This is a genomic window from Phycisphaerae bacterium (genome assembly GCA_012729815.1).
Taxonomy (GTDB): domain Bacteria; phylum Planctomycetota; class Phycisphaerae; order JAAYCJ01; family JAAYCJ01; genus JAAYCJ01.
On sequence record JAAYCJ010000092.1, the window covers coordinates 1 to 19,556 of the forward strand.

At 63.6% G+C, this 19,556-nt stretch carries 18 protein-coding genes; 14 read left to right on the plus strand and 4 right to left on the minus strand.

Annotation, left to right across the window (positions count from 1 at the left end):
• The coding region (locus GXY33_06945) for a hypothetical protein (GenBank protein NLX04863.1) at positions 1 to 1,580 on the plus strand (1,580 nt) is incomplete at its 5' end.
• Between the two features lie 95 nt (positions 1,581 to 1,675).
• On the opposite strand, the gene corA is transcribed toward GXY33_06945, so the two are convergent.
• A complete protein-coding gene (corA, locus tag GXY33_06950; GenBank protein NLX04864.1) occupies positions 1,676 to 2,740 on the minus strand; it encodes a magnesium/cobalt transporter CorA in 1,065 nt (354 codons plus the stop codon).
• 163 nt (positions 2,741 to 2,903) lie between these two features.
• Between corA and GXY33_06955 the strand changes: the two genes are divergently transcribed.
• On the plus strand, positions 2,904 to 4,148 hold the full coding sequence (locus GXY33_06955; protein NLX04865.1) for a hypothetical protein: 1,245 nt from the start codon (positions 2,904 to 2,906) through the stop codon (positions 4,146 to 4,148).
• Between the two features lie 160 nt (positions 4,149 to 4,308).
• Positions 4,309 to 4,548: a hypothetical protein gene (locus GXY33_06960; protein NLX04866.1), complete on the plus strand. Its 240-nt coding sequence runs from the start codon at positions 4,309 to 4,311 to the stop codon at positions 4,546 to 4,548.
• A 217-nt stretch (positions 4,549 to 4,765) separates the two neighbouring features.
• Here the strand turns inward: GXY33_06960 and GXY33_06965 are convergent, their stop codons facing one another.
• Complete coding sequence (locus GXY33_06965) at positions 4,766 to 5,680, minus strand: dihydrodipicolinate synthase family protein (protein NLX04867.1); 915 nt, start codon at positions 5,678 to 5,680, stop codon at positions 4,766 to 4,768.
• Between the two features lie 154 nt (positions 5,681 to 5,834).
• Between GXY33_06965 and GXY33_06970 the strand changes: the two genes are divergently transcribed.
• Positions 5,835 to 6,620: an aldolase gene (locus GXY33_06970; protein ID NLX04868.1), complete on the plus strand. Its 786-nt coding sequence runs from the start codon at positions 5,835 to 5,837 to the stop codon at positions 6,618 to 6,620.
• A 40-nt stretch (positions 6,621 to 6,660) separates the two neighbouring features.
• Here GXY33_06970 and GXY33_06975 read toward each other — a convergent pair whose 3' ends face one another.
• Both GXY33_06975 and GXY33_06980 read right to left on the minus strand, forming a co-directional pair.
• The gene (locus GXY33_06975) at positions 6,661 to 8,535 is read right to left on the minus strand and encodes a glycosyltransferase family 39 protein (GenBank protein NLX04869.1); all 1,875 of its coding nucleotides are present in this window, start codon (positions 8,533 to 8,535) and stop codon (positions 6,661 to 6,663) included.
• Positions 8,536 to 8,604: 69 nt separating this feature from the next.
• Positions 8,605 to 9,597 carry a GNAT family N-acetyltransferase gene (locus tag GXY33_06980; GenBank protein ID NLX04870.1) on the minus strand — a complete coding sequence of 331 codons (993 nt, stop codon included), beginning with the start codon at positions 9,595 to 9,597 and terminating at the stop codon, positions 8,605 to 8,607.
• 137 nt (positions 9,598 to 9,734) lie between these two features.
• Between GXY33_06980 and GXY33_06985 the strand changes: the two genes are divergently transcribed.
• The 10 genes from GXY33_06985 to hcp form a co-directional block, all read left to right on the plus strand.
• Positions 9,735 to 10,133 carry a hypothetical protein gene (locus GXY33_06985; GenBank protein NLX04871.1) on the plus strand — a complete coding sequence of 133 codons (399 nt, stop codon included), beginning with the start codon at positions 9,735 to 9,737 and terminating at the stop codon, positions 10,131 to 10,133.
• A gap of 309 nt (positions 10,134 to 10,442) precedes the next feature.
• Positions 10,443 to 10,994, plus strand: coding sequence for a hypothetical protein (locus GXY33_06990; GenBank protein NLX04872.1), 552 nt, complete (start codon positions 10,443 to 10,445; stop codon positions 10,992 to 10,994).
• Between the two features lie 58 nt (positions 10,995 to 11,052).
• On the plus strand, positions 11,053 to 11,400 hold the full coding sequence (locus GXY33_06995) for a hypothetical protein (protein NLX04873.1): 348 nt from the start codon (positions 11,053 to 11,055) through the stop codon (positions 11,398 to 11,400).
• 155 nt (positions 11,401 to 11,555) lie between these two features.
• Positions 11,556 to 11,870, plus strand: a complete 315-nt coding sequence (locus GXY33_07000) for a nucleotidyltransferase (protein NLX04874.1) — start codon at positions 11,556 to 11,558, stop codon at positions 11,868 to 11,870.
• Positions 11,871 to 12,419: 549 nt separating this feature from the next.
• Positions 12,420 to 12,866 carry an Rrf2 family transcriptional regulator gene (locus GXY33_07005; GenBank protein ID NLX04875.1) on the plus strand — a complete coding sequence of 149 codons (447 nt, stop codon included), beginning with the start codon at positions 12,420 to 12,422 and terminating at the stop codon, positions 12,864 to 12,866.
• Positions 12,841 to 13,581 (plus strand): 4Fe-4S binding protein, encoded by a 741-nt coding sequence (locus GXY33_07010; GenBank protein NLX04876.1) that lies wholly within the window; start codon positions 12,841 to 12,843, stop codon positions 13,579 to 13,581. Before GXY33_07005 ends, GXY33_07010 begins: the two co-directional genes overlap by 26 nt.
• A gap of 14 nt (positions 13,582 to 13,595) precedes the next feature.
• Positions 13,596 to 14,798, plus strand: a complete 1,203-nt coding sequence (locus tag GXY33_07015) for an MBL fold metallo-hydrolase (protein NLX04877.1) — start codon at positions 13,596 to 13,598, stop codon at positions 14,796 to 14,798.
• A 23-nt stretch (positions 14,799 to 14,821) separates the two neighbouring features.
• Positions 14,822 to 15,580 (plus strand): DUF438 domain-containing protein, encoded by a 759-nt coding sequence (locus GXY33_07020; GenBank protein ID NLX04878.1) that lies wholly within the window; start codon positions 14,822 to 14,824, stop codon positions 15,578 to 15,580.
• Positions 15,581 to 15,613: 33 nt separating this feature from the next.
• A complete protein-coding gene (locus GXY33_07025; protein NLX04879.1) occupies positions 15,614 to 17,884 on the plus strand; it encodes a nitric-oxide reductase large subunit in 2,271 nt (756 codons plus the stop codon).
• A 53-nt stretch (positions 17,885 to 17,937) separates the two neighbouring features.
• The coding region (gene hcp, locus GXY33_07030; protein ID NLX04880.1) for a hydroxylamine reductase at positions 17,938 to 19,556 on the plus strand (1,619 nt) is incomplete at its 3' end.

Below are 19,556 nucleotides of genomic sequence, written 5' to 3' on the forward strand. Positions count from 1 at the left end.
GCGTCTACGTGCTGAAGCTGTCGGCCGACGACGGTGCTGAGACCGCGGATGATACGGTGGAGATTACGGTGAACTCCGCGCCGGCGGCGGGACTGACGATTCCGGCTGCGGGCGGCGAGGTCGACGCCGCCGACGGCGATGTCACGTTGACGGCGCCGGCGGGGGCCGTCGCCGAGGACACCGAGATTAGCGTTCAGGAAGAGAGCGACCCGCCGGACGATCCGGCCTACGTACCGGGCACGGCTTTCGCCTTCGGTCTGGACGGAACGGCATTCCAGCAGCCGGTCGCTCTGACCATCGCGTATGACCCGAATGCGATCCCGTCAGAGGTTTCGGAGGAGTCGTTGAAGTTGGCCAAAGCGGTCTCCGGGGCATGGGAGGCAGTGGCCGGTTCGAGCGTGGATACGACGGCCAAGACGGTTACCGGCAACATCAACGGCTTCAGCGTGTACGGCATCATCGGTTCGACTGAACCGACAACGACAACGATGAGACTCATCGCGGCGGGCGAGTTTTCGACGTTTGCCGTCGGCACGCTGGATGGGCGTCTCTGGTCGTGGGGGCGGAACGTGTACGGCATGCTGGGCGACGGGACGGAGAGTGACCGCAAATCGCCCGTCGAAGTCGACTCGCCGACCGGATTCACGGCGATCGTCGGAGGAACGGGCTCTACCTGGGCCCTTATCGGCTCGAACGTATACTACAGCGGAGTCGGATGGCGGTATACGACAAACCCTCTGGCGGAGAGTCACGGTTTCGTCATATTTCCGGGTCTGCCGGCGATCGAGCACCTTGGCATGCCGTACATGATCGATGGGGATAAGCAGGTCTGGCAGCCGGAGGAGCTCTACATCGACAGCGAGACCGGCTGGGAGGGGACGGGAGAGCCCGGACCGGTTCCGTTCACCGCGAACAAGATGTTCATCGGGATCGTTCGCTGCCCGCCGTACGACGACTACGCGATCCGGGATGATGGGACGGTCTGGAGGTGGCACTACTACGAAAACGATGTTAACAGGGATTACCACTTTGAAGAGCAGCAGGTAAACACGCTGGAGCAGGTCAAGGCCATCGAGCAGGGCTGGCTGAGGGAAGGCGATCCGGCCACGCTGGTGATCCTTGAGGATGAGAACGGGGACGACGTGGTCTGGGGCTGGGGCGGCAACGCCAATGGCCAACTCGGCAACGGCGAAGACCATATCGCGTACAACTCGTACAGCCCGGTGCGGTGCATGGGGAGCCTGACGGGCGTCAAGGCGGTTGCCTGCGGAAAGTCCCATTCCCTGGTCCTCCTGAACAACGGGGACCTCTACGCAGCCGGCTGGAATCACTGGGGCCAATTGGGCGATGGGACGGAGGAGGACCGGAACACTCCCGTCAAGGTCATGTCAGGCGTTGAGGCGATCGCGGCGGGCAGTTCACACAGCATCGCCCTCAAGGACGATGGAACCGTCTGGACGTGGGGCCACAACTACTACGGGCAGCTTGGGCTCGGCAAGAATCCGCAGGATGGCGACGAGTGGTGGTCGGTGGCGACCCCAACCCAGGTTGTTTTTCCGTCTTCCGAGCCGACTCCATAACGGCTGGGCCCTGACCTGGCCTTGGGAAATCACGACGCCGTCGGTACTGGCCTTCGGCGAAGACGGCCCACCGGCGCGCACATGCCGCCGGGAGGCTAGATCCATCCTCGCTTACGGAAGAAGAGGAGCATGACCAGGGCGACCGCGGCCATCACGCCGAGTGAGGCGTAGTAGCCCCAGTGCCAGGAGAGTTCGGGCATGTATTGGAAGTTCATGCCGTAGAGTCCGGCGATGAAGGTCAGAGGGACGAAGATGGACATCATCATCGTCAGTATGCGCATGATGTCGTTGCTGCGATTGCCGACGCTGGAGAGGTAGATGTCGAGCATGCCGGTCAGCAGGTCGCGGAAGGTCTCGATGGTCTCAGCCACGCGGATGGAATGGTCGTAGACGTCTCGCAGGAACGGCATGGTGGATCGGGCGACCAGGATTTCCGGCGCGCGTTCCAGCACGCCGATGATCTCGCGGACCGGCCAGACGGACTTGCGGAGCAGGAGGACTTCACGTTTGAGCCGGTGCAGTTCGTGGAGCATCGCGCGCGAGGGGTGGTTGACCAGTTCGCCTTCCAGCATTTCGATCCGCTCGCCCAAGGCCTCGAGGACGGCGAAGTAGTTGTCGACGATCACGTCGATCAGGGCGTAGGCGAGGTAGTCGGCCTTTTCGCTACGAACGCGGCCTCGGCTCTGGCGGATCCGTTCGCGCACGGAGTCGAAGACGTCGCCCGGGTGTTCCTGGAACGTGATGACGAAGTTCTGTCCAAGGACGATGCTCACCTGTTCGCTGTCGATCTGCGACTTTTCCTGGTCCCATCGGATCATCCGCAGAACGACAAAGACGTAGTCGCCGAAGTCTTCGGCCTTGGCCCGCTGAGAGGTGCTGGCGACGTCCTCGGCCACCAGGGGGTGGATGCCGAAGGTCTCCGCCAGTTTGTGGATGACCTGCGGGTCGTGGACGCCGTCGACGTTGATCCAGGTGACCGTCGGCGACTCGCGACACGGCGCGGTCTTGGTCACCGAGCTCACCTGTTTCTCGGAGAAGCGTTCGGTGTCGTAGTCGATGACGTTGATCCGGACCGGTTCGGCCTTCTGGGCGCCCACGTGCACGACGGTTCCCGGCGGCAGCCCCGTTTTCTTCGAGCTTCGATGGTACAGACGACCCATGGCGCCTCTCCTACAAGTGTTGCTCCTGATATGCAAGCCACAGCCTTTCTGAACACGTCAAAGTAACGTAATTACGCGGACAAAGGTAGTGTCAAGCGTCAGCGGAGTATACGATAGCGGACCGGTGGATGCCGGTTGAACGTGGCTCATTGGAGATTGAGGAATGGCGATCCGACGCGTGGTGAATCTGGGACAGATGCTTGGTGCGCCGGCGGCTGGGCCGACGGGAACGGGCAACCCGACGCGCTACGAACTGGGCAAGTGTTTTCAGCTCGACCGCGACCGGTGCCTGCTGGCGGCGAGCCTGGACGAGCAAGGGGGCGGCGATCTGTGCGTGGGCAACGACGGGTTCGTGGTGCGGAGTCTGGCGGAGATCGACCCGGGCAAGGCGATCGCGTTGAACCGGCCGGACCCGGAGTTTCGCGGCCGAGCGGGCACGGGGTTCCTGGCCAAGTACCCGCTGACCGGCGGATTCGTGCCGGCAGGAGCGAAGTTCGCGGACGGCGGCGGTCATGCGGGAGCGGGTACGGGCGTGCTGGCGGGCGCGGCCGTCGCGTTCGCCGCGGACAAGACCAGCGCCGAGGCGGACAGCGAGATTCTCATCGAGGTCATCGGCGTCCGGTGGGACGGTTCGGCGCTGACGGTGACGGGGCGCGAGTTGATGAAACACGCGCTGGGATACCGCCTGCAGGGAGTGGCGCTGTCTCATTTTTGTCCGAAGGGACAGGACTGGCTGGCCCCGTTCGTGACGGATCAGGGGATCGTGGTGTTTCGGCTCGCATTCAGCGACGGCGGCTGGCGGTTCGCTTCGTGCGGCGAGCCGTTCGTGACGCACCGGCGGCAGGACTGGTTCTTTTCGGTGGGCGAATCGGAGCCGTCCATTCAGGAGTGCGACGGGACGTACGTGGCCACCACGCGCGGGGCGGACGGCAAGTCGCGGGTCTACCGTTCGTCCGACGGGTTGAACTATACGCTGTGGTTCGAGCGGGACCACCCGCACGTTCCGCAGGCGTTGAACAAGGGGCTGGACGGTTCGCTGTATCTGGCGACGAATCCGGGCGTCGGCTGGCTGCGCAATCCACTGGCGGCGTTTCCGCTGGCCGACGGAGCGTTCGGCGAGGCGATCGTCGTACACGACCAGGACGGCATCCGCGACGACAAGGGCGAGAAGGTGCCGTTTATCGACCACGGCGTCGGCTCGAACGTGTATCTGGAGGGCCGTTGGCGGCACCTGCTGTGGTACCGGGTGTGCGATCTGCGGGAGCGGACATTCCATCGGCATCAGGCGGCGGTGGCCCAGCAGTTCCACGGCAGCGGCGGTCCGATCGCCCGAAGGGCGGAAAGCGGATTGTACGTGGCGGAATTGGAGTTCGATTCGGTGACGGCGCAGCCATTCAGATTTGAATAATCGGCCTCCAAGAGCACTGGCCCGTCCGATCCAGGATTCTTCCGATGTCCGAATCGGGAATTACCCCGATTGCGGGGCGTTGCGGCGATTCCTATAGTTGACTGCGTCGGCGCGCGACCGCGTCGAGCATCGCCTCAGTCGTCGCAGAAAGGGGAGGACCATGGCCGCAAAGCGGATTCAGATGGACATCGAGGAAGAAGATCGGGCGGAGGCCCTGCTGCACAACATCGACGAGCGCACCGTCCGCAGGACGGGAACAAGCCTGTTTCACCTGTTGACCGCGGGCAGCATCCTGGCTTCGATCTTCCTGTTCCTGCGGGGCCGGCGGGAGGCGGCGATTTTCGTGGGGTTGTGGCCTCCGACCTTCCAGGCCCTCAAGTCCGTCGCCGACAAGAAGTAGACTGGGCGGCTCTGGAGCGCCGGTCGAGTGTCTCCGGAGAGACATGCGCATCGAGAGTGGCTCCGTGCCGGCTGACATCGGCCAAGGCCCCAACCATGACCGCGCCGTTTACGATCCGCTTGCCCGGCGGGTGGAAACCCGCTTCCTGTTCGACGCATCCGGAGCGATTTGGCTTCACGATCGGCGACGACGCCGTGGAATGGCCAGCCGCTGCGGATTACAGCAGCTTCTTTTCACGGAAGAACGCCCGCAGCTTCTCCATCTCCGCGTCGGTGATCGTCTTGTAGGGCGGACGGCGCCAGCGCTCGATGATCCCGAACAGCTCCATCGCCCCGTGGGTTCCCGAGTCGAACCCGCCCTCGAAGCCGCACACCAGGTCGAAAAGCGGCATGTCGTAGTCGCGAATGATGTCCCGCGCCGCAGCGGCGTCGCCCTTTTCGATCGCCTGCCAGTACGCCCACGTCACGCTTGGAGCGAAATCGACGTACGTGGCCAGATAGCCGTCCACGCCGTAAGGCCAGACGTCGAAGTGGTTCTGCTTCTGCCCGCCCGAGAACGTCGCCCACTTCTCGCCGACGAGCATACACATCCGCCTGGCGAACTCGCCGCACATGTCGTCCTTGACCGCCCAGATGCCGTCAACCCGCTCCATGGCCAGCTTGAGCACCTTGAGGCCGAAGGCCATCCCGCGCGGGATGAACACGTTGGTCACCACCATCACCGGGATATGCTCAGCCGCGGCGGCGTAGTGGTCGACCATCGTCTCCGCGGTGCACGACTGGGCCCAGTCCGGCGGCAGCACCATCAGCATGTCGGCGCCGACCTCGCGGCAGTACCTGGCGAAGGCGACCTCCTTCGGCCGGGCCCAGATCCGGTCGGCCGCCACCACCAGTGCCCGGCCGGCCGCCTGCTCGACCGTGACCTTCGTCATCTGCGCGACTTCATCGTCGGTAAGGATCGTGTAGAGGCTGTCGCCGTAGGTCAGGATGATCGTGCCGACGCCCGCTTCGACGATGAAATCCACCTGCCGCCGCAGGCCTTTCCAGTCGATTTCGCCGTCCCGGTGGAACGGCGTCTTGATCGACGCCACCGGACCCCGGATCGCCGCCCGAACCTCATCCTTCGTCTTCATCGTACTGTCTCCAAAAGCTGTTTGCCGGCCGTTTCGGCAGACTTTACCGCCCCGCTGGACCGCCCGCAACGGTCTTTATTCCCATGTTTTTCGCCGACGCCGCCGGCCGATTCGGCTATAATGGTCGGCGGTCATTCAGCGATCGGAGAACGCCATGCGCCCCAGCATCGTCAAGCGCAAGCTCGGCAGCGACGAATCCGTCCTCGTGGTCAAGATATGCTTCACCGATCCGAATCTGGTGGAACTCGCCGGCCGCATGGGCTTCGACTGCGCCTGGATCTGCCTCGAACACCGCGCCCTGGACCCGTCGGTGCTCGATTCGATGCTCCGCGCCGGCCGCGCCGGCAACATCGACTGCATCATCCGCCTCGGCCCCTCCGCCCTCGACGAGATTCCGCCCCTCCTGGAGGCTGGAGCGACCGGATTGATGATCCCACACGTCAGCTCAGCCGAACGCGCCCGTCAGGTCGTTGAACACGCCAAGTTCCCGCCGCTGGGCAACCGGGGACTGGAGACGATCAACGCCGACGCGGACTTCGGTCTACTGCCGCTGGATCAGTACCTTAAGTCGGCCAACGACGAGACGTTCATCGTCGCCCAGATCGAAGACACCGAAGCGGTTGAGCGCGTCGACGAGATCGCCGCCGTCAAGGGACTCGACGTCCTGTTCGTCGGGCCCGCCGACCTGTCCTTGAGTCTCGGCCTGCCCGGACAGATGACCCATCCGCGCGTCTTCGAGGCCGTTCAGCGGGTCGCCCGCGCCTGTCGCCAGAACGGGATCGCCTGCGGCACCTCCGGCATCAACCCCGACTACACCCGCAAGCTCTTCGACGCCGGAGTCCGCTATTTCACCGGCGCCTCCGACTACCGCGGCGTGGTCTCCGGCTTCAGGGAAGCTCAGCAGACCTACGCCCCCTTCGGCTGCCGGTTCGAGCACTGACGGACGCCGCCCCTTCGCGGGACGCCGTGCCGCGCGCTCATCAGGACGAGGTCGGGTTGAACACCGGCGGGGGCGCGCGGTCATCGCCATCCAAGTCCTCCTCCTCGCCGGTATTCCACGTGTTGGTGATCACCACAAGATCCCTGCTGCGGTCTTTCGGATGCGTGGGCACGCGCAGGACTTCCGTATACCGAATGTCCGGGAGCATCATCTTCAACGAGTTCAGTTCATCGGCCTCGAAAATCAGATAGTGCTCTTCTTCACTGTTCAGAAGGGCCTCCACACGGGCAATGCCTTCCCACAGAATCTCCTCGGAGACCTCGATGCGCCCGCGCCGCCGCGTCGCGATCTCCAGTTCGGTGAACAACGGCTGGACTTGTGTTCCAAGGTAGTAACCCAGACGGGCGTCCGGCCGGCCCACCGCGAACGTGATCTGGTCGCCCTCGTCGATCCCCAGCCGCCTCATTGCTTCCGCCAGACGGACCTCCCCCATGTTCACGTCGCTGCGACCCAGGGCCGACCACACCCACGCGAACCCGATGATCGATGTGACCGCCAGCGCCATCAAACTCGCCGGACGACGTTCCCTCCAGAACAGGCCGCAGCAGATGCCCAGACCGATGAGAATCAGCCCGCACGTCGGCAGTGCCATCCAGAGAATCCCCGGGTATTCCTCATGCATCTCCCAGACGCCCCACGGCAGGCCGACCGCCATCGCGATCGCCAACGCGATAATCGCCAGTCGCACGCGCGACTTCCGCGGCGCCGGATCGTCCAGAAACAGCCGAGCGATCACCGGGGCCAGCAGCAGGCACGCCCCGGGCACCACCGGAACCAGATAGTGCGGACGCTTGAAGGGCGAGGTGCTCAGGAAGATCACCTGTACCGTTACCCACACCAGCGCAAACAGCATGCCCGCCCGTTCCTTCCGGTACTTGTCGCGGAACGGGGCGATGATCGCCTCCGGCAGCGACAGGCAGAACGGCACGGTCAACCCGATCAGAAGCGGAAGATAGTACCAGAATGGCTTTGGCCGGCTGCTGAGCAGCCCCTCGTATCGGTCGAAAAACTCCGTCCGCCACAACGCCACCGCGTCCGGCACCTTCAGGTACACATAGAGCGGCCATGGAGCGGCGATTGCGAAGAACAGCAACACCCCCGGAGTAAACCACAACGTCCGCCTGCGGAAGACCTGCCCGACGATTGCCCTGAATACCCGGCCGATCAAGGCCCCCCCCGACCCCTCCGCTGCCCGCTGAATCGGCGCGGCCAGCCCCCAGTAAACCACCATCGGCAATCCCACCAGGGGAATGGGCAGCGGCCCCTTCGCCAGCATGCCCAGCCCCATACACGCAAACCCGCCCATCAGGTACAATCCCTCGCGCCGCTCCTCGGCCAGGCCGCGGTAGAAACTCGCCATCGACGCAGCCGCAAACAACGCCAACAGCATCTCCGTCTGCGCGTTGTGCGAATAGAACATTACCCCCAGACTCCCCCCCGCCACCAGGCCCGCCACCAGGCCCACCCGCTTTCCATAGGCGTATCGGCCCAGCGCGTAGACCGCCAGGACCGTCAGCACCCCCGCCACTCCCGACGGCAGACGCGCCGCCAACACGCTCACCGGCGGATCCTGGTCCGGCGGATCGCTCACGTAAGATATCCCCGCCACCGCCCAGAACTGAAGTGGGGTCTTGCGAATGAAGGGAACCCGATTGAAGTGCGGGATCAGCCACTGCCCACTCTGCCGTATCTGCCGGGCGCACTGCGGTACGATCGCCTCATGGTCCGACAGCGGCGGACCCGCGTCCATTCCCCATAAGCACGCCGCCACCCCCAGCGTCACCAGAACCACCAACCCCACCGCCGGCGACATGAATGCGTTATCCGACTCGGCGGATGATGCCCCTTCGAACATGGCTCTGCCTCCTCGCGTGCCGATTCTCCATTGACGCCCACTTGCCCGCCCGCGACGAACGCTCCCGTCTCAGACGAACTTGCTCCAGACCTCCACGTCCATGCCGCCCCAGGGCGCCCTCAGGTGCTTCTTGAGCGACCCCTCCACCGTGAAGCCCAACGCCTTGAGCGCCTCGTCCTTGGCTTCGCAGCGGCGGTCGGAGTAGCAGATCATCTTGCGGCCTTCGACGTGTCCGACCGCATCGACCATCGCCGCGATGTCCTTCTCGAATCCCGGAGCGGTGAACACGTCCAAAATGTCCACCTGTCCGCCGAAGTAATGGTCGGGATTGCGCACGGCGAAGCCGGCCGTCGCCCCGGTCGCCTCGGAGACCGCCACCGCGCCGGCCACCGATTGGCCGCCTTCGGCGATCTCCTTGAGCAAGAACAACACCGGCCCCTCGCTCGATTTGGGACCCACCAGCCGCATGCCCGGCGCCCGAAGCTGGCACGGATGCTCCATCATGGTCAACGCCGGCAGCACGGGCCAGTGTTTGAACGCGATCGGCTCGATCCGCGCCGGACCCGCAGCGAAATGCGCGGTCTCGAACGCCTGACGGCTGCCCTTGAAGTAGAACATGTAGCCCGAGCCCTCCTCGCGGCCGACGAACCCATGCCGCGCGTAGAGGTGGTACGGCGGCGTATCGTACTCGGTCCCCAGGTACAGCGCTCGGCCGCCGCGAGCCCGAAAATCATCCATCAACGCCCGCATCAGCAGGTCGGCCGCCCCCTTGCGGCGCTCCTGCGTGCTCGTATAGACGTGTCCCAGCGTGCCCACGCCCTCGGCTTCGAACGTGCAGATGTTCGCAAACGGCGTCCCGCCCTTCGACAGCACGTAGAAGTGGCTGGCAAACCCCAGATCGTCCCGCTCCAGCGACTGGGCGATCTGCCACGCCCACGGCTGGCCCTTGTGGCCCAGCAGGTACATCAGCTTCGGCCCCCACACCGGGTCCGGTCCGAGCACCCGGCCCACCTCCGCCGCCTCGCCCGTCTTGAGCGTCACTTGTCCCAGCCGTTCGTACATGCCTCGATCCTCAGCGAAGTTTGACCAACTCCCCCACACCGGCCTTCATTATGCCGACCGGGAGCGAATCGTGCAATCTCCTTGATCCGTTTCGCCGAACGGGGTAACAGTATATCCGGTGTGGCTGGAGGTTGCCCATGAGTCTGATGCGTTTGATTCTGCCCAGGAGCGTCGTATTCTCGTTCCTGGAAGTCGTCGTGTTCTTCGCGATCATCACGCCGCTGTACGTGATTCTGCCGATCTACCTTCCATCCGTGGTGTGGGCCTTGTTTGCGGAGGGAGTCTCGGCGACGGCGGTCCTGCTTCACCCATTCGACACCGTGGGCAACTATCCGGTCTGGCTCGCCGTGCTCCTGGGCTTCGGCTACCTTCTGCTCGTCACCGCCTATTGGATGCCCGCTGACGACCCGCAGCAGAACCAGACCGAGGTTCGGGCGTTCATCGCGTTCGTCCTCGTCGCCCTCGTCGCGATTGCGATGGTGCTTCAGGCCCGCGCCGCCGTCTTCACGCACCTGGGCGACCATCTGTTCGGATAGACGCCAGCCCGCGCCTACACCCAGCGTTTGCTCCACGAGCGGACTTCCGCCGCTGCTTGGACGTCTTGCCCCGACCCACCGCCATCGCGGCCTCCCGCCCGTCGTCCTCAACCAGGATGCCGGCGACTGCAAACGTCAGGACCGTAACCGCAATACCCTTGCACACCCGATTTGCAGCCATCCGCCCCATCCCAGCCGCCCCATCGCCGCCGACCGCAGCCCGCCCCGGGAGACAAGGACCTGTTGCAACGCATAATATGCTCTCGAAAGTGGAGGCGGCCCGCGATCCGTGGATCGTGAATAACCCACGTGAACATGGTCAAGCGACGGGAAGGCAACATCATGGTAGTGATCATCCGAGGTCCTTGCAGTGTTGGCAAGACAACGGCGCCCTACGCGCTCGCAAAACTACTGCCCGACAGCGCGTATCTGCACGGAGACGGCTTTCCCTGGATGTCCGACCGGACAATGCAGGCCTTGGATAGACGCAGCCGTGAGAAGGGAGATAACTTCCGGAACGCGTGGCTGGCGACAGGGATCGCAGTGATTCTCGGGCATGGACTCCATGCGGTGGTCGATGGGATGTTCATGCAGGATGAGGAACTCAGCGATCTGCTGGCAAGACTTGGTCCTGTTAAAGACAGCGTGCGCATCTTCAACCTTGCCGTTGATCCTGAGGAGCATCTGAAACGCGACGCTGGTCGCCCACCGGAGCAGAGGATCGGGAAGGAAGGGGTCGAATACTTCCGAACGGCAAACGAATGGGCTCGATCCAATTTCGGCGTCAAGACAGATGCCACCAGGTCGACGCCAAAGGACATCACGATCAAGATACTGGATCAGATACAGACGGCTGATTAGCAGCCGCGTCCAGCCGATGTGGTGGTTGCCCCAGAGGTCCAGGACGGTCTGAAGGCGCATGAACGCCGATCTTGTTCACAATCCAGCGGACCTATCGTTTGAGCGATTCGGCCAACTGAACGATGCATGCTTCCTCAACGAACCGGTCGGCGAGGTCGAGCTTGGCGAATACCGGTGTGTCGATCATTGGATCGTCTGCCCGGACTTCCCGGGCTGTTCGCCCTTCGCCCTGTCCGAGCCGCAAGCCTGCGCAAAGGACCTGCTATCTACACTCACCAAGTTTGCCAACGACGGCAAGCTGGACCTCAGGATCACCACAACCGATCAGCATGTGATCGACACCCTCCGCCAAGCCGGAACCGCCGAGAACTACCGTCTTTACACAATGGCCCTGCAACTGGATTAAACGCACCAATGCCACCCGATCGCGACGCCCTTGCCCTGACCCGGCGTGGTTTCCATGACCGCTGAGACTTGCCTTCCGGAGCCGTGCTCGAACCACCCGAATAGACTATACTGGTTTCTCGGAACCGATCAACGTGTCGATTGGGAAAACGAGCGATGCAAGCCAGAGACCTCCAAATCGATAAGCGGGCGCTGGGCGACGTGTGCGAAACGCACCAGGTGGCCCGGCTGGAACTGTTCGGGAGCTTCGCCAGCGGCGAAGCCGAGCCGGGAAGCCACGTCGATATCCTCGTGACGTTCAAGCCCGACGCGCGGATCGGCTTGGAGTTCGTCGCCCTCAAACAGGACATCGAGCGCCTGATCGGTCGCCCGGTCGACCTGTTGGCCCGCCGTTCGGTGGAACAGTCGCCCAGTAAATACTTCCGTCACTACGCCCTCCGCGACACGGATCTGCTGTATGAGCGCAGTTGACCGTCCTGGTAAACGCTCCTGCCGCGGCCATTGAGGCGATGCTCAAACGTTTGTCCGATGAGAGGTGGACGCTAGGGGCATAGTCGATTTCCCCTTCTGCTCACCTGATACGGGGGCGGCGAGAGCATCGTTCGGCTCCAATCAAGCCCCGCCTTGCTCTAGATCAAGTTTGTTGACAAGTAATTCGGCCGATACAACAATTGGGAATATAGGAACCTAAATTCCCAATTGCCTCCGGGAGCGAGCGGGAATGACAGGAATAGTGATGGGAATGAGGTGAGGACGGTTGGATGGCCGGGAGCTCTCTGATGGGTGGCCGGGAGCATTGCGGTGGGCATGGCCGAAAGGACTGTGGTGGGCGTGGCCGGGAGCTTGTGGCTGGTGGTCAAAGCATTGTGGCGAATGACTGGAGTTCTGTGATGGATGACCAGGCGCTTCTTACTTTCCTGGCAGGCGATCAGACGCTGTGCTGCAGGCAGTTGGCGTGGTGACTGCGGGTGCCGGCGATCGAGGGCGTAAACGGCGATATTGGAGTAGGAGTTATTTCCAATGAGTGGCATTTTGAACATCTCGGACGCGGCGTCGATCGGGTTGCATGCCATGGCCGTGATGGCAACCCAGCCGGATCACCGGTACAGCAGCACCAAGCTGGCTGAGACCCTTGGCGCGCCCGAGCAGCATCTTCGCAAGGTGCTTCAGCGGCTGGCGCGGGCCGACCTGGTGGTTTCCGAACGCGGGCCCAGCGGCGGCTATCGGCTGACCGGCGACCCGAAGCGCACCTCGCTGTTGGAAATCTACCAGGCCATCGATGGCCGGTTGGCCCAGTCCGACTGTCTGTTCGGCCGGCCGCTGTGTCCCGGCGGCGACTGCATCTTCAGCCCGCTCGTCTCGACCATCCGCACGATGGTCAGCGAACACCTCTCGAACACAACCCTGGCCGTTCTGGCCCAGCGAATCAGGAGCAAGATCGATGAAACGACAGATCATTCGAATTGACGAAGCCAAATGCGACGGCTGCGGCCAGTGCGCCACCGCCTGCGCCGAAGGGGCCATCCGCATCATCAACGGCAAGGCCAAGCTGGTCAGCGAGAGCCACTGCGACGGTCTGGGCGCGTGTCTGGGCGAATGTCCGCAAGGGGCGATCACGATCGAGCAGCGCGAGGCCGCCCCGTTCGACCCAGACGCCGTCAAGGCCCTTCAGGCCCAAGGCCATACGCACGCCGAGCACGGACGTAGCTGCCCCGGTTCGATGGTCCGCCAGATGCAGCCGAAGGCGGCTGAGGCGGCCCACGGGACCGATCAGCCTTCGATGCTGGCCAACTGGCCGGTGCAGTTGAAGCTGGCCCCGATCACCGCGCCGTACTTCCATGAGGCGAGGCTGCTCGTCGCCGCCGATTGCGTGGCCTGCGCGGCGCCCGATTTCCACCGCCGGTTCCTCGCCGGCAAGGTCCTGCTGGTCGGCTGCCCTAAACTCGACGATGCCGTTGCGTATCAGAAGAAGCTGGCTGCCATCCTCAGCCAGAACCGGATCGTCTCGGTCGAGGTGGCGTTCATGGAAGTGCCCTGTTGCTTCGGCATGGTGCAAGTGGTACGATCAGCCATCGAATCCTCGGGGAAAAACGTCCCGCTGGAACTGGTCAAACTGGGGATCGATGGACAGGTCCGCTCGCGCGAGCGGTTCGACTCCGGCTGTGCGGGCGCCGCCGTCTAAGGGGAGGACCGACGATGGTCGTCGAAATCAAAAAAGGGGTGTACTGGGTCGGCGTGGCGGACTGGAGCCTGCGGTCGTTTCACGGCCACGAGCTCTCGACGCACCGAGGCTCATCCTACAACGCCTATCTGATCGTGGACGATAAGACGGTGCTGGTCGATACCGTCTGGTCGCCTTTCAAAGAGCAACTCCTCCAGAACATCCGCGAGGTGCTCGACCCGTCGAAGATCGACCTGGTGGTGGCCAACCATTCCGAGATCGACCATTCGGGCGCGCTGGACCTGGTGATGGAGCACGCCCCGCGGGCTGAGCTGGTGGTCTCGAAGCGCGGCCTCGAGAGCGTCAAAGGCCACTTCCATCGTGAGTGGCCGTTCCGGCCCGTCGCCACCGGCGAGCGAATCAATATCGGCCGCAGCGACCTTCTGTTCGTCGAGGCCCCGATGCTCCACTGGCCCGACAGCATGTTCACCTACCTGACCGGCCAAAACATCCTGATGCCCAACGACGCCTTCGGCCAGCACTACGCCACCGCGTTCCGCTACAACGACGAAGTCGATCAAAAGGAACTCTTCGAAGAGGCCCTCAAGTACTACGTCAACATCCTGACGCCCTACAGCCCGCAGGTCTCGCGCAAGATCGACGAACTGATCGCGATGAACCTGCCGGTCGAGATGATCGCCCCGAGTCACGGCGTGATCTGGCGGACCGATCCGCTGCAGATCGTCCACCGCTACAAGGCGTGGTCGGCCCAGACGCCCGAGCCGCGGGCGGCGATCCTGTTCGATACGATGTGGGACGCGACCCGCCGGCTGGCCGAGGCCATCGGCGAAGGGCTGGCCGACAAGGGCGTGGATCACAAGGTCCTGCACATGGCGACAATCGACCGCAACGACGCCCTCGTCGAGGTGTTCCGCAGCCGGACGCTGGCGATCGGCTCATCGACTCTCAACAACGGCGTGCTGCCCACCATCACGCCGCTGCTGGAGGATTTGCGCGGATTGAAGTTCAAGAACAAGGTGGGCGTGGCGTTCGGCAGCTACGGCTGGAGCGGCGATTCGGTCAAGGTGATCGAGCAGCACTTCGAACGCTGTAAGATCCCCGTGGTCCACGAGGCGATCACCTGCAAGTGGCAGCCGTCGCCTGAGGACCTCGACCGCGCCCGCGCCGCTGGGCGTAAGCTGGCGAACCAGACCATCAACGCCGAAAGCAACAATTGACGAGTCGCGAAAGGGGGTAAGCCATGAACACCGATCAGACTCTATCGGACATTCTCAACCGCCTCAAGGCTGGCCAAGCGAATGAGGACATTTGGCAGGAGGTCCGAGAACTGCTCGCCTCGGCTTCGCCGCAAGACCTCCCGCACATCGAAGCCCAACTCCGCGAAGCGGGCCTCGAGCCGCAAGACCTGCGCCACCTCTGTTCTGCCCATCTGGAGCTCTTTGCCGGCGCGGTCGATCGGCTTCGCCAGCGGGTGCCGGCGGGCCACATGTTGGATACGCTGGTGGCTGAGCACGAGATGATTCTGGGATTCCTCGATGAGCTGGAGGCGGCCAACCGCACGATCCAGTCGATGGACCGGTTCGATCCGCAGCGGGACGAGTTCGACACGCTCCGCCACCTGGCTGAGCACCTGGTCGAGACAGAGAAGCACCATCAGCGGGAGGAGGACGTGCTGTTTCCGGAGGTCGAGGCCCACGGCCTGACCGGTCCCAGCGACGTGATGCGGCTCGAACACGAAGAAATGCGGCCGATCAATCGCGAACTGCGGGAGCTGGCCGATTCGGCTGAAAGCATCGATTTCGACTGGTTCAAGAACCGCCTCAACGCGATGACCGAGGCGCTGGTTCCGACCCTCCGCGAGCACATCGCCAAGGAGAACAACGTGCTCTACCCAGCCGCTCTCGAGGCGATCGACAGCCCCGAACGCTGGGAGCAGATGCGCCAGCGCTGCGACCAGATCGGCTATTGCTGCTTTACGCCGGCAAGCGGACGGGTCTAGGCGGGCAACGCGGGTTCAACGGGAGGTAGTTCAATGGGAACGACGGGTCTTCGAAACGCAGCGATCGTGGCGTTCGTCGCGGCGATGGCGTTCCTGCTGATCGGAGGCTATTTCGCCAAGGACAAGGTCCCGCCGATCCCGCAACAGGTGACGGCCGACGGCGAAGTGGTGACCGACCACGATCAGATCAAGACCGGCCAGGACGTCTACCAGCGTTACGCCCTGATGGACCACGGCAGCGTCTGGGGACACGGGTCGCTCCGCGGCCCGGACTTCGCAGCCGTCTCGCTCCACCGGCTCGGCGAAGCGATGCGCGACTACTACGCCGCTCCGACCAATCCCCAACCCGGCGCCTTCGAGCAACTGCCCGAGCAGCAAAAACGCTCCATCCGCCTGCAGGTCATCGACGAAATCCACGAAAACAAGTACGACCCGCGGACCGGCGTCCTGACCCTCAACGCCGCCGAGATGTACGGCTTGGAACGTCACCGCGATTTCTGGGAACAGCAACTCGGCGAGGGCAGTCCGCGATACGGCTTCCTGCCCGATACCGTCCCGACCGCACAGGAGCGCCGGGCGGCGGCGGACTTCTTCTTCTGGACCGCCTGGGCCGCGGGCACCGACCGGCCGGACCAGAAGATGACCTACACCAACAACTGGCCGCCCGACGTCACCGTCGGCAACGTCGCCCCTGCCGAAGCCCTCCTCTGGAGCATCGCCTCGATCCTCGTCCTGTTCGGCATTCTGGGCGTCGTGATCTACATCGTCCATCGCTACGAGTTCTTCTACGGGTCGGCCCGCGCGGTCGAAGCCGCCCAGCGGATCATCGAGACCCCGCTGACCCCCAGCCAGCGGGCCACGCCCAAGTTCTTCCTCGTCGCCGGACTGCTCTTCCTGGTCCAGATCTTCAACGGCGGCCTGCTCGCCCACTACACCGTCCATCCGGCTCAGTTCTACATCGAGACCGTCGGCCAGATGTACGCCTACAGTTGGGCCAAGACCTGGCACCTCCAGCTCGCCATTCTCTGGATCGCCACTTCGTGGATCGGCACCGCCATCTACCTGGCCCCGATGATCTCCGGCCGCGAACCCCGTCATCAGAAGTTCTTCGTGAACCTGCTGTTTGTGGCCCTGGTCGCGGTGGTGGGCCTGAGTCTCTTCGGCGAGGTCGCCGCCATCCAAGGCTGGCTCGGCGAGACGTGGTACTGGCTCGGTCATCAGGGATGGGAGTACCTCGAACTCGGCCGGCTCTGGCAGATCCTGCTGTTCGCGGGCCTGATCTTCTGGCTGATTATCGTCTACCGCGCGATGGCTTCGATGTTCCGCTCCGGTCCCAAACCCAAGGACAAACAGGAAGCCGACCGCAAGGCGCTGATCCTGTTCTACGTGTTCAGCGCGATCCTGATCGTCGCCTTCTTCGGCTTCGGCTTGATGTACTGGCGCGGCACCCACATCAGCATCGCCGACTACTGGCGGTGGTTCGTGGTGCACCTGTGGGTCGAGAGCATCTTCGAGGTCTTCGGCGTGGCGGTGGTCGCCCTGTTCCTGGTGACCCTCGGCCTGGTTACCGCCACCTCGGCCCTGCGGGTGGCCTACCTGACGGTGATCCTGGCCTTCTTCAGCGGCATTCCCGGCGCCGCCCACCACTACTTCTGGAACGGCGGGCCGAGCTTCTGGCTGGCCATCGGCAGCGTGTTCAGTTCACTCGAACCGATCCCGCTGGTCCTGCTGGTGGTGCGGGCGTGGATGGAGTATCGCGAGATCAAACGCGCCGGCGGCCGCTTCCCGTACCGCTGGCCGCTCTATTTCCTGACCGCCAGCTCGATCTGGAATTTCGCCGGCGCAGCGGTGTTCGGCTTCATGATTAACCTGCCCATCATCAACTACTACGAGCACGCCACGTACCTGACCAGCAACCACGCCCACACCGCCCTCTTCGGCGTCTACGGCATGCTGGCCATCTCGTTGATCCTCTTTTCGTGGCGAGGGCTCGTCAAGGAGGAGCATTGGAATGACCGCATCCTGAAGATCAGCTTCTGGGGACTCAATGGCGGGCTGTTCCTGATGTTCCTGCTCACCCTGCTGCCGGTGGGCCTCATGCAGGTCTACTACAGCTACACGCAAGGCTTCTGGTACGCCCGGAGCGCCGATTTCTACGAACTGCCCATCGTCCAGACCCTGGGCTTCTGGCGGATTGTGCCGGACTCCGTGATTATCCTCGTGGGAGCCGTACCGCTGCTGTATTTCCTGGCCTCCACGTTCCCGAAACTCAGAGACAGCAAACCAGTTTCAAGAGAGTCATAAACTGCACGTGCAGTTGGGTTTTATGTAAGTGAAGGAAGGAGCAAGTAATGAACATGTTCTGCTATCAGTGTGAGCAAACCGCCAAGGGAACCGGATGCACGGCCCACGGCGTCTGCGGAAAAGATCCGGAGACCGCCGCTCTGCAGGACCTGCTGATCCATGCCTGCAAGGGCATTGCGATGTACGCCCATCGGGCCCGGCAACTCGGCGCCAAGGACCGCCAGATCGACGTCTTCGTCAACCAGGCGGTCTTTTCGACGCTGACCAACGTGAACTTCGATCCAAAGAGGCTGGAGCGCCTGCTTCGCCAAGCCGCCACGCTGCGCGACAAGGCCAAGGGCCTCTACCAGGACGCCTGCCGCAACGCCGGCCAGCAACCGCAGGAACTCACCGGACCGGCCCAGTGGCAGCCCGCCGCCAGCCTCAACGGCTTGGTCGACCAGGGCGAAGACGTCAGCATTCAGAAGCGCATCGACCGCCTCGGACCCGACGTGACCGGCCTGCAGGAACTGATGACCTACGGCATCAAGGGCGCAGCCGCCTACACCGATCACGCCCAGATCCTCGGCGTCGAAGACGACGCCCACTACGCCGCCGTCCACGAGGCCCTCAGCTACCTCGCCGATGAACCGACCGACGCGGCTGAGCTGACCGGCAAGTGCCTCTGGACCGGCCAGGTCAACCTCAAAGCCATGGAACTGCTCGATCGGGCCAACACCGATACCTACGGCCATCCGGAACCCACCGCCGTCCGCGTCACGCCCGTCCGCGGCAAAGCCATCGTCGTCTCCGGGCATGACCTCAAGGACCTCGAAGAGTTGCTCAAGCAGACCGCGGGCAAGGGCATCAACGTCTACACCCACGGCGAGATGCTGCCGTGCCTGGCCTATCCGGGCCTCAAGAAGTATCCGCACCTGGTCGGCAACTACGGCGGCGCATGGCAGGATCAGCGGCAGGAGTTCGACGCCTTTCCCGGCGCCATCCTGATGACCACCAACTGTATCCAGAAACCCAAGGACAGCTATAAGGACCGCATCTTCACCACCGGCCTGGTCGGCTGGCCGGGAGTTGCCCATATCGCGAATCACGACTACAAGCCGGTGATCGACGCCGCCCTCGCCGCCCCGGGCTTCACCGAGGACGCGCCCGAAAAGACCATCACTATCGGCTTCGGCCGCAACGCCGTGATGTCCGTCGCCGGAGCGGTCATCGACGCGGTCAAAGCCGGCAAGATCCGCCATTTCTTCCTCATCGGCGGATGCGACGGAGCCAAGCCCGGCCGCAACTACTACACCGAACTGGCCCAGCAGGTCCCGAATGACTGCGTCATCCTCACGCTGGCCTGCGGCAAGTACCGCTTCAACAAGCTCGAGTTCGGCGACATCGGCGGCATCCCGCGCCTCCTCGACGTCGGCCAGTGCAACGACAGCTACTCCGCCGTTCAGATCGCCGTGGCTCTCGCCAAGGCTTTCAACACCGATGTCAACTCGCTGCCGCTCTCGCTGGTGCTCTCGTGGTACGAACAGAAGGCGGTGGCCATCCTCCTGACGCTGCTGTACCTGGGCATCAAGGACATTCGCATCGGCCCCTCGCTGCCCGCGTTCGTCACCAGCCCGGTCCTCAACGTCCTGGTCGAGAACTTCGGCATCAAACCCATCTCGACCCCCCAGGA

What these genes read in the sequence shown, in the direction of transcription:
- GXY33_06985 (NLX04871.1), top strand. Translation starts at nt 9,735, where the DNA reads ATGAGTCTGATGCGTTTGATTCTGCCCAGGAGCGTCGTATTCTCGTTC.
- corA (NLX04864.1), bottom strand. Translation starts at nt 2,740, where the DNA reads ATGGGTCGTCTGTACCATCGAAGCTCGAAGAAAACGGGGCTGCCGCCG.
- GXY33_07000 (NLX04874.1), top strand. Translation starts at nt 11,556, where the DNA reads ATGCAAGCCAGAGACCTCCAAATCGATAAGCGGGCGCTGGGCGACGTG.
- GXY33_07010 (NLX04876.1), top strand. Translation starts at nt 12,841, where the DNA reads ATGAAACGACAGATCATTCGAATTGACGAAGCCAAATGCGACGGCTGC.
- GXY33_06960 (NLX04866.1), top strand. Translation starts at nt 4,309, where the DNA reads ATGGCCGCAAAGCGGATTCAGATGGACATCGAGGAAGAAGATCGGGCG.
- GXY33_06995 (NLX04873.1), top strand. Translation starts at nt 11,053, where the DNA reads ATGAACGCCGATCTTGTTCACAATCCAGCGGACCTATCGTTTGAGCGA.
- GXY33_06975 (NLX04869.1), bottom strand. Translation starts at nt 8,535, where the DNA reads ATGTTCGAAGGGGCATCATCCGCCGAGTCGGATAACGCATTCATGTCG.
- GXY33_07020 (NLX04878.1), top strand. Translation starts at nt 14,822, where the DNA reads ATGAACACCGATCAGACTCTATCGGACATTCTCAACCGCCTCAAGGCT.
- GXY33_07005 (NLX04875.1), top strand. Translation starts at nt 12,420, where the DNA reads ATGAGTGGCATTTTGAACATCTCGGACGCGGCGTCGATCGGGTTGCAT.
- GXY33_07015 (NLX04877.1), top strand. Translation starts at nt 13,596, where the DNA reads ATGGTCGTCGAAATCAAAAAAGGGGTGTACTGGGTCGGCGTGGCGGAC.
- GXY33_06965 (NLX04867.1), bottom strand. Translation starts at nt 5,680, where the DNA reads ATGAAGACGAAGGATGAGGTTCGGGCGGCGATCCGGGGTCCGGTGGCG.
- GXY33_06955 (NLX04865.1), top strand. Translation starts at nt 2,904, where the DNA reads ATGGCGATCCGACGCGTGGTGAATCTGGGACAGATGCTTGGTGCGCCG.
- GXY33_07025 (NLX04879.1), top strand. Translation starts at nt 15,614, where the DNA reads ATGGGAACGACGGGTCTTCGAAACGCAGCGATCGTGGCGTTCGTCGCG.
- GXY33_06980 (NLX04870.1), bottom strand. Translation starts at nt 9,597, where the DNA reads ATGTACGAACGGCTGGGACAAGTGACGCTCAAGACGGGCGAGGCGGCG.
- GXY33_06970 (NLX04868.1), top strand. Translation starts at nt 5,835, where the DNA reads ATGCGCCCCAGCATCGTCAAGCGCAAGCTCGGCAGCGACGAATCCGTC.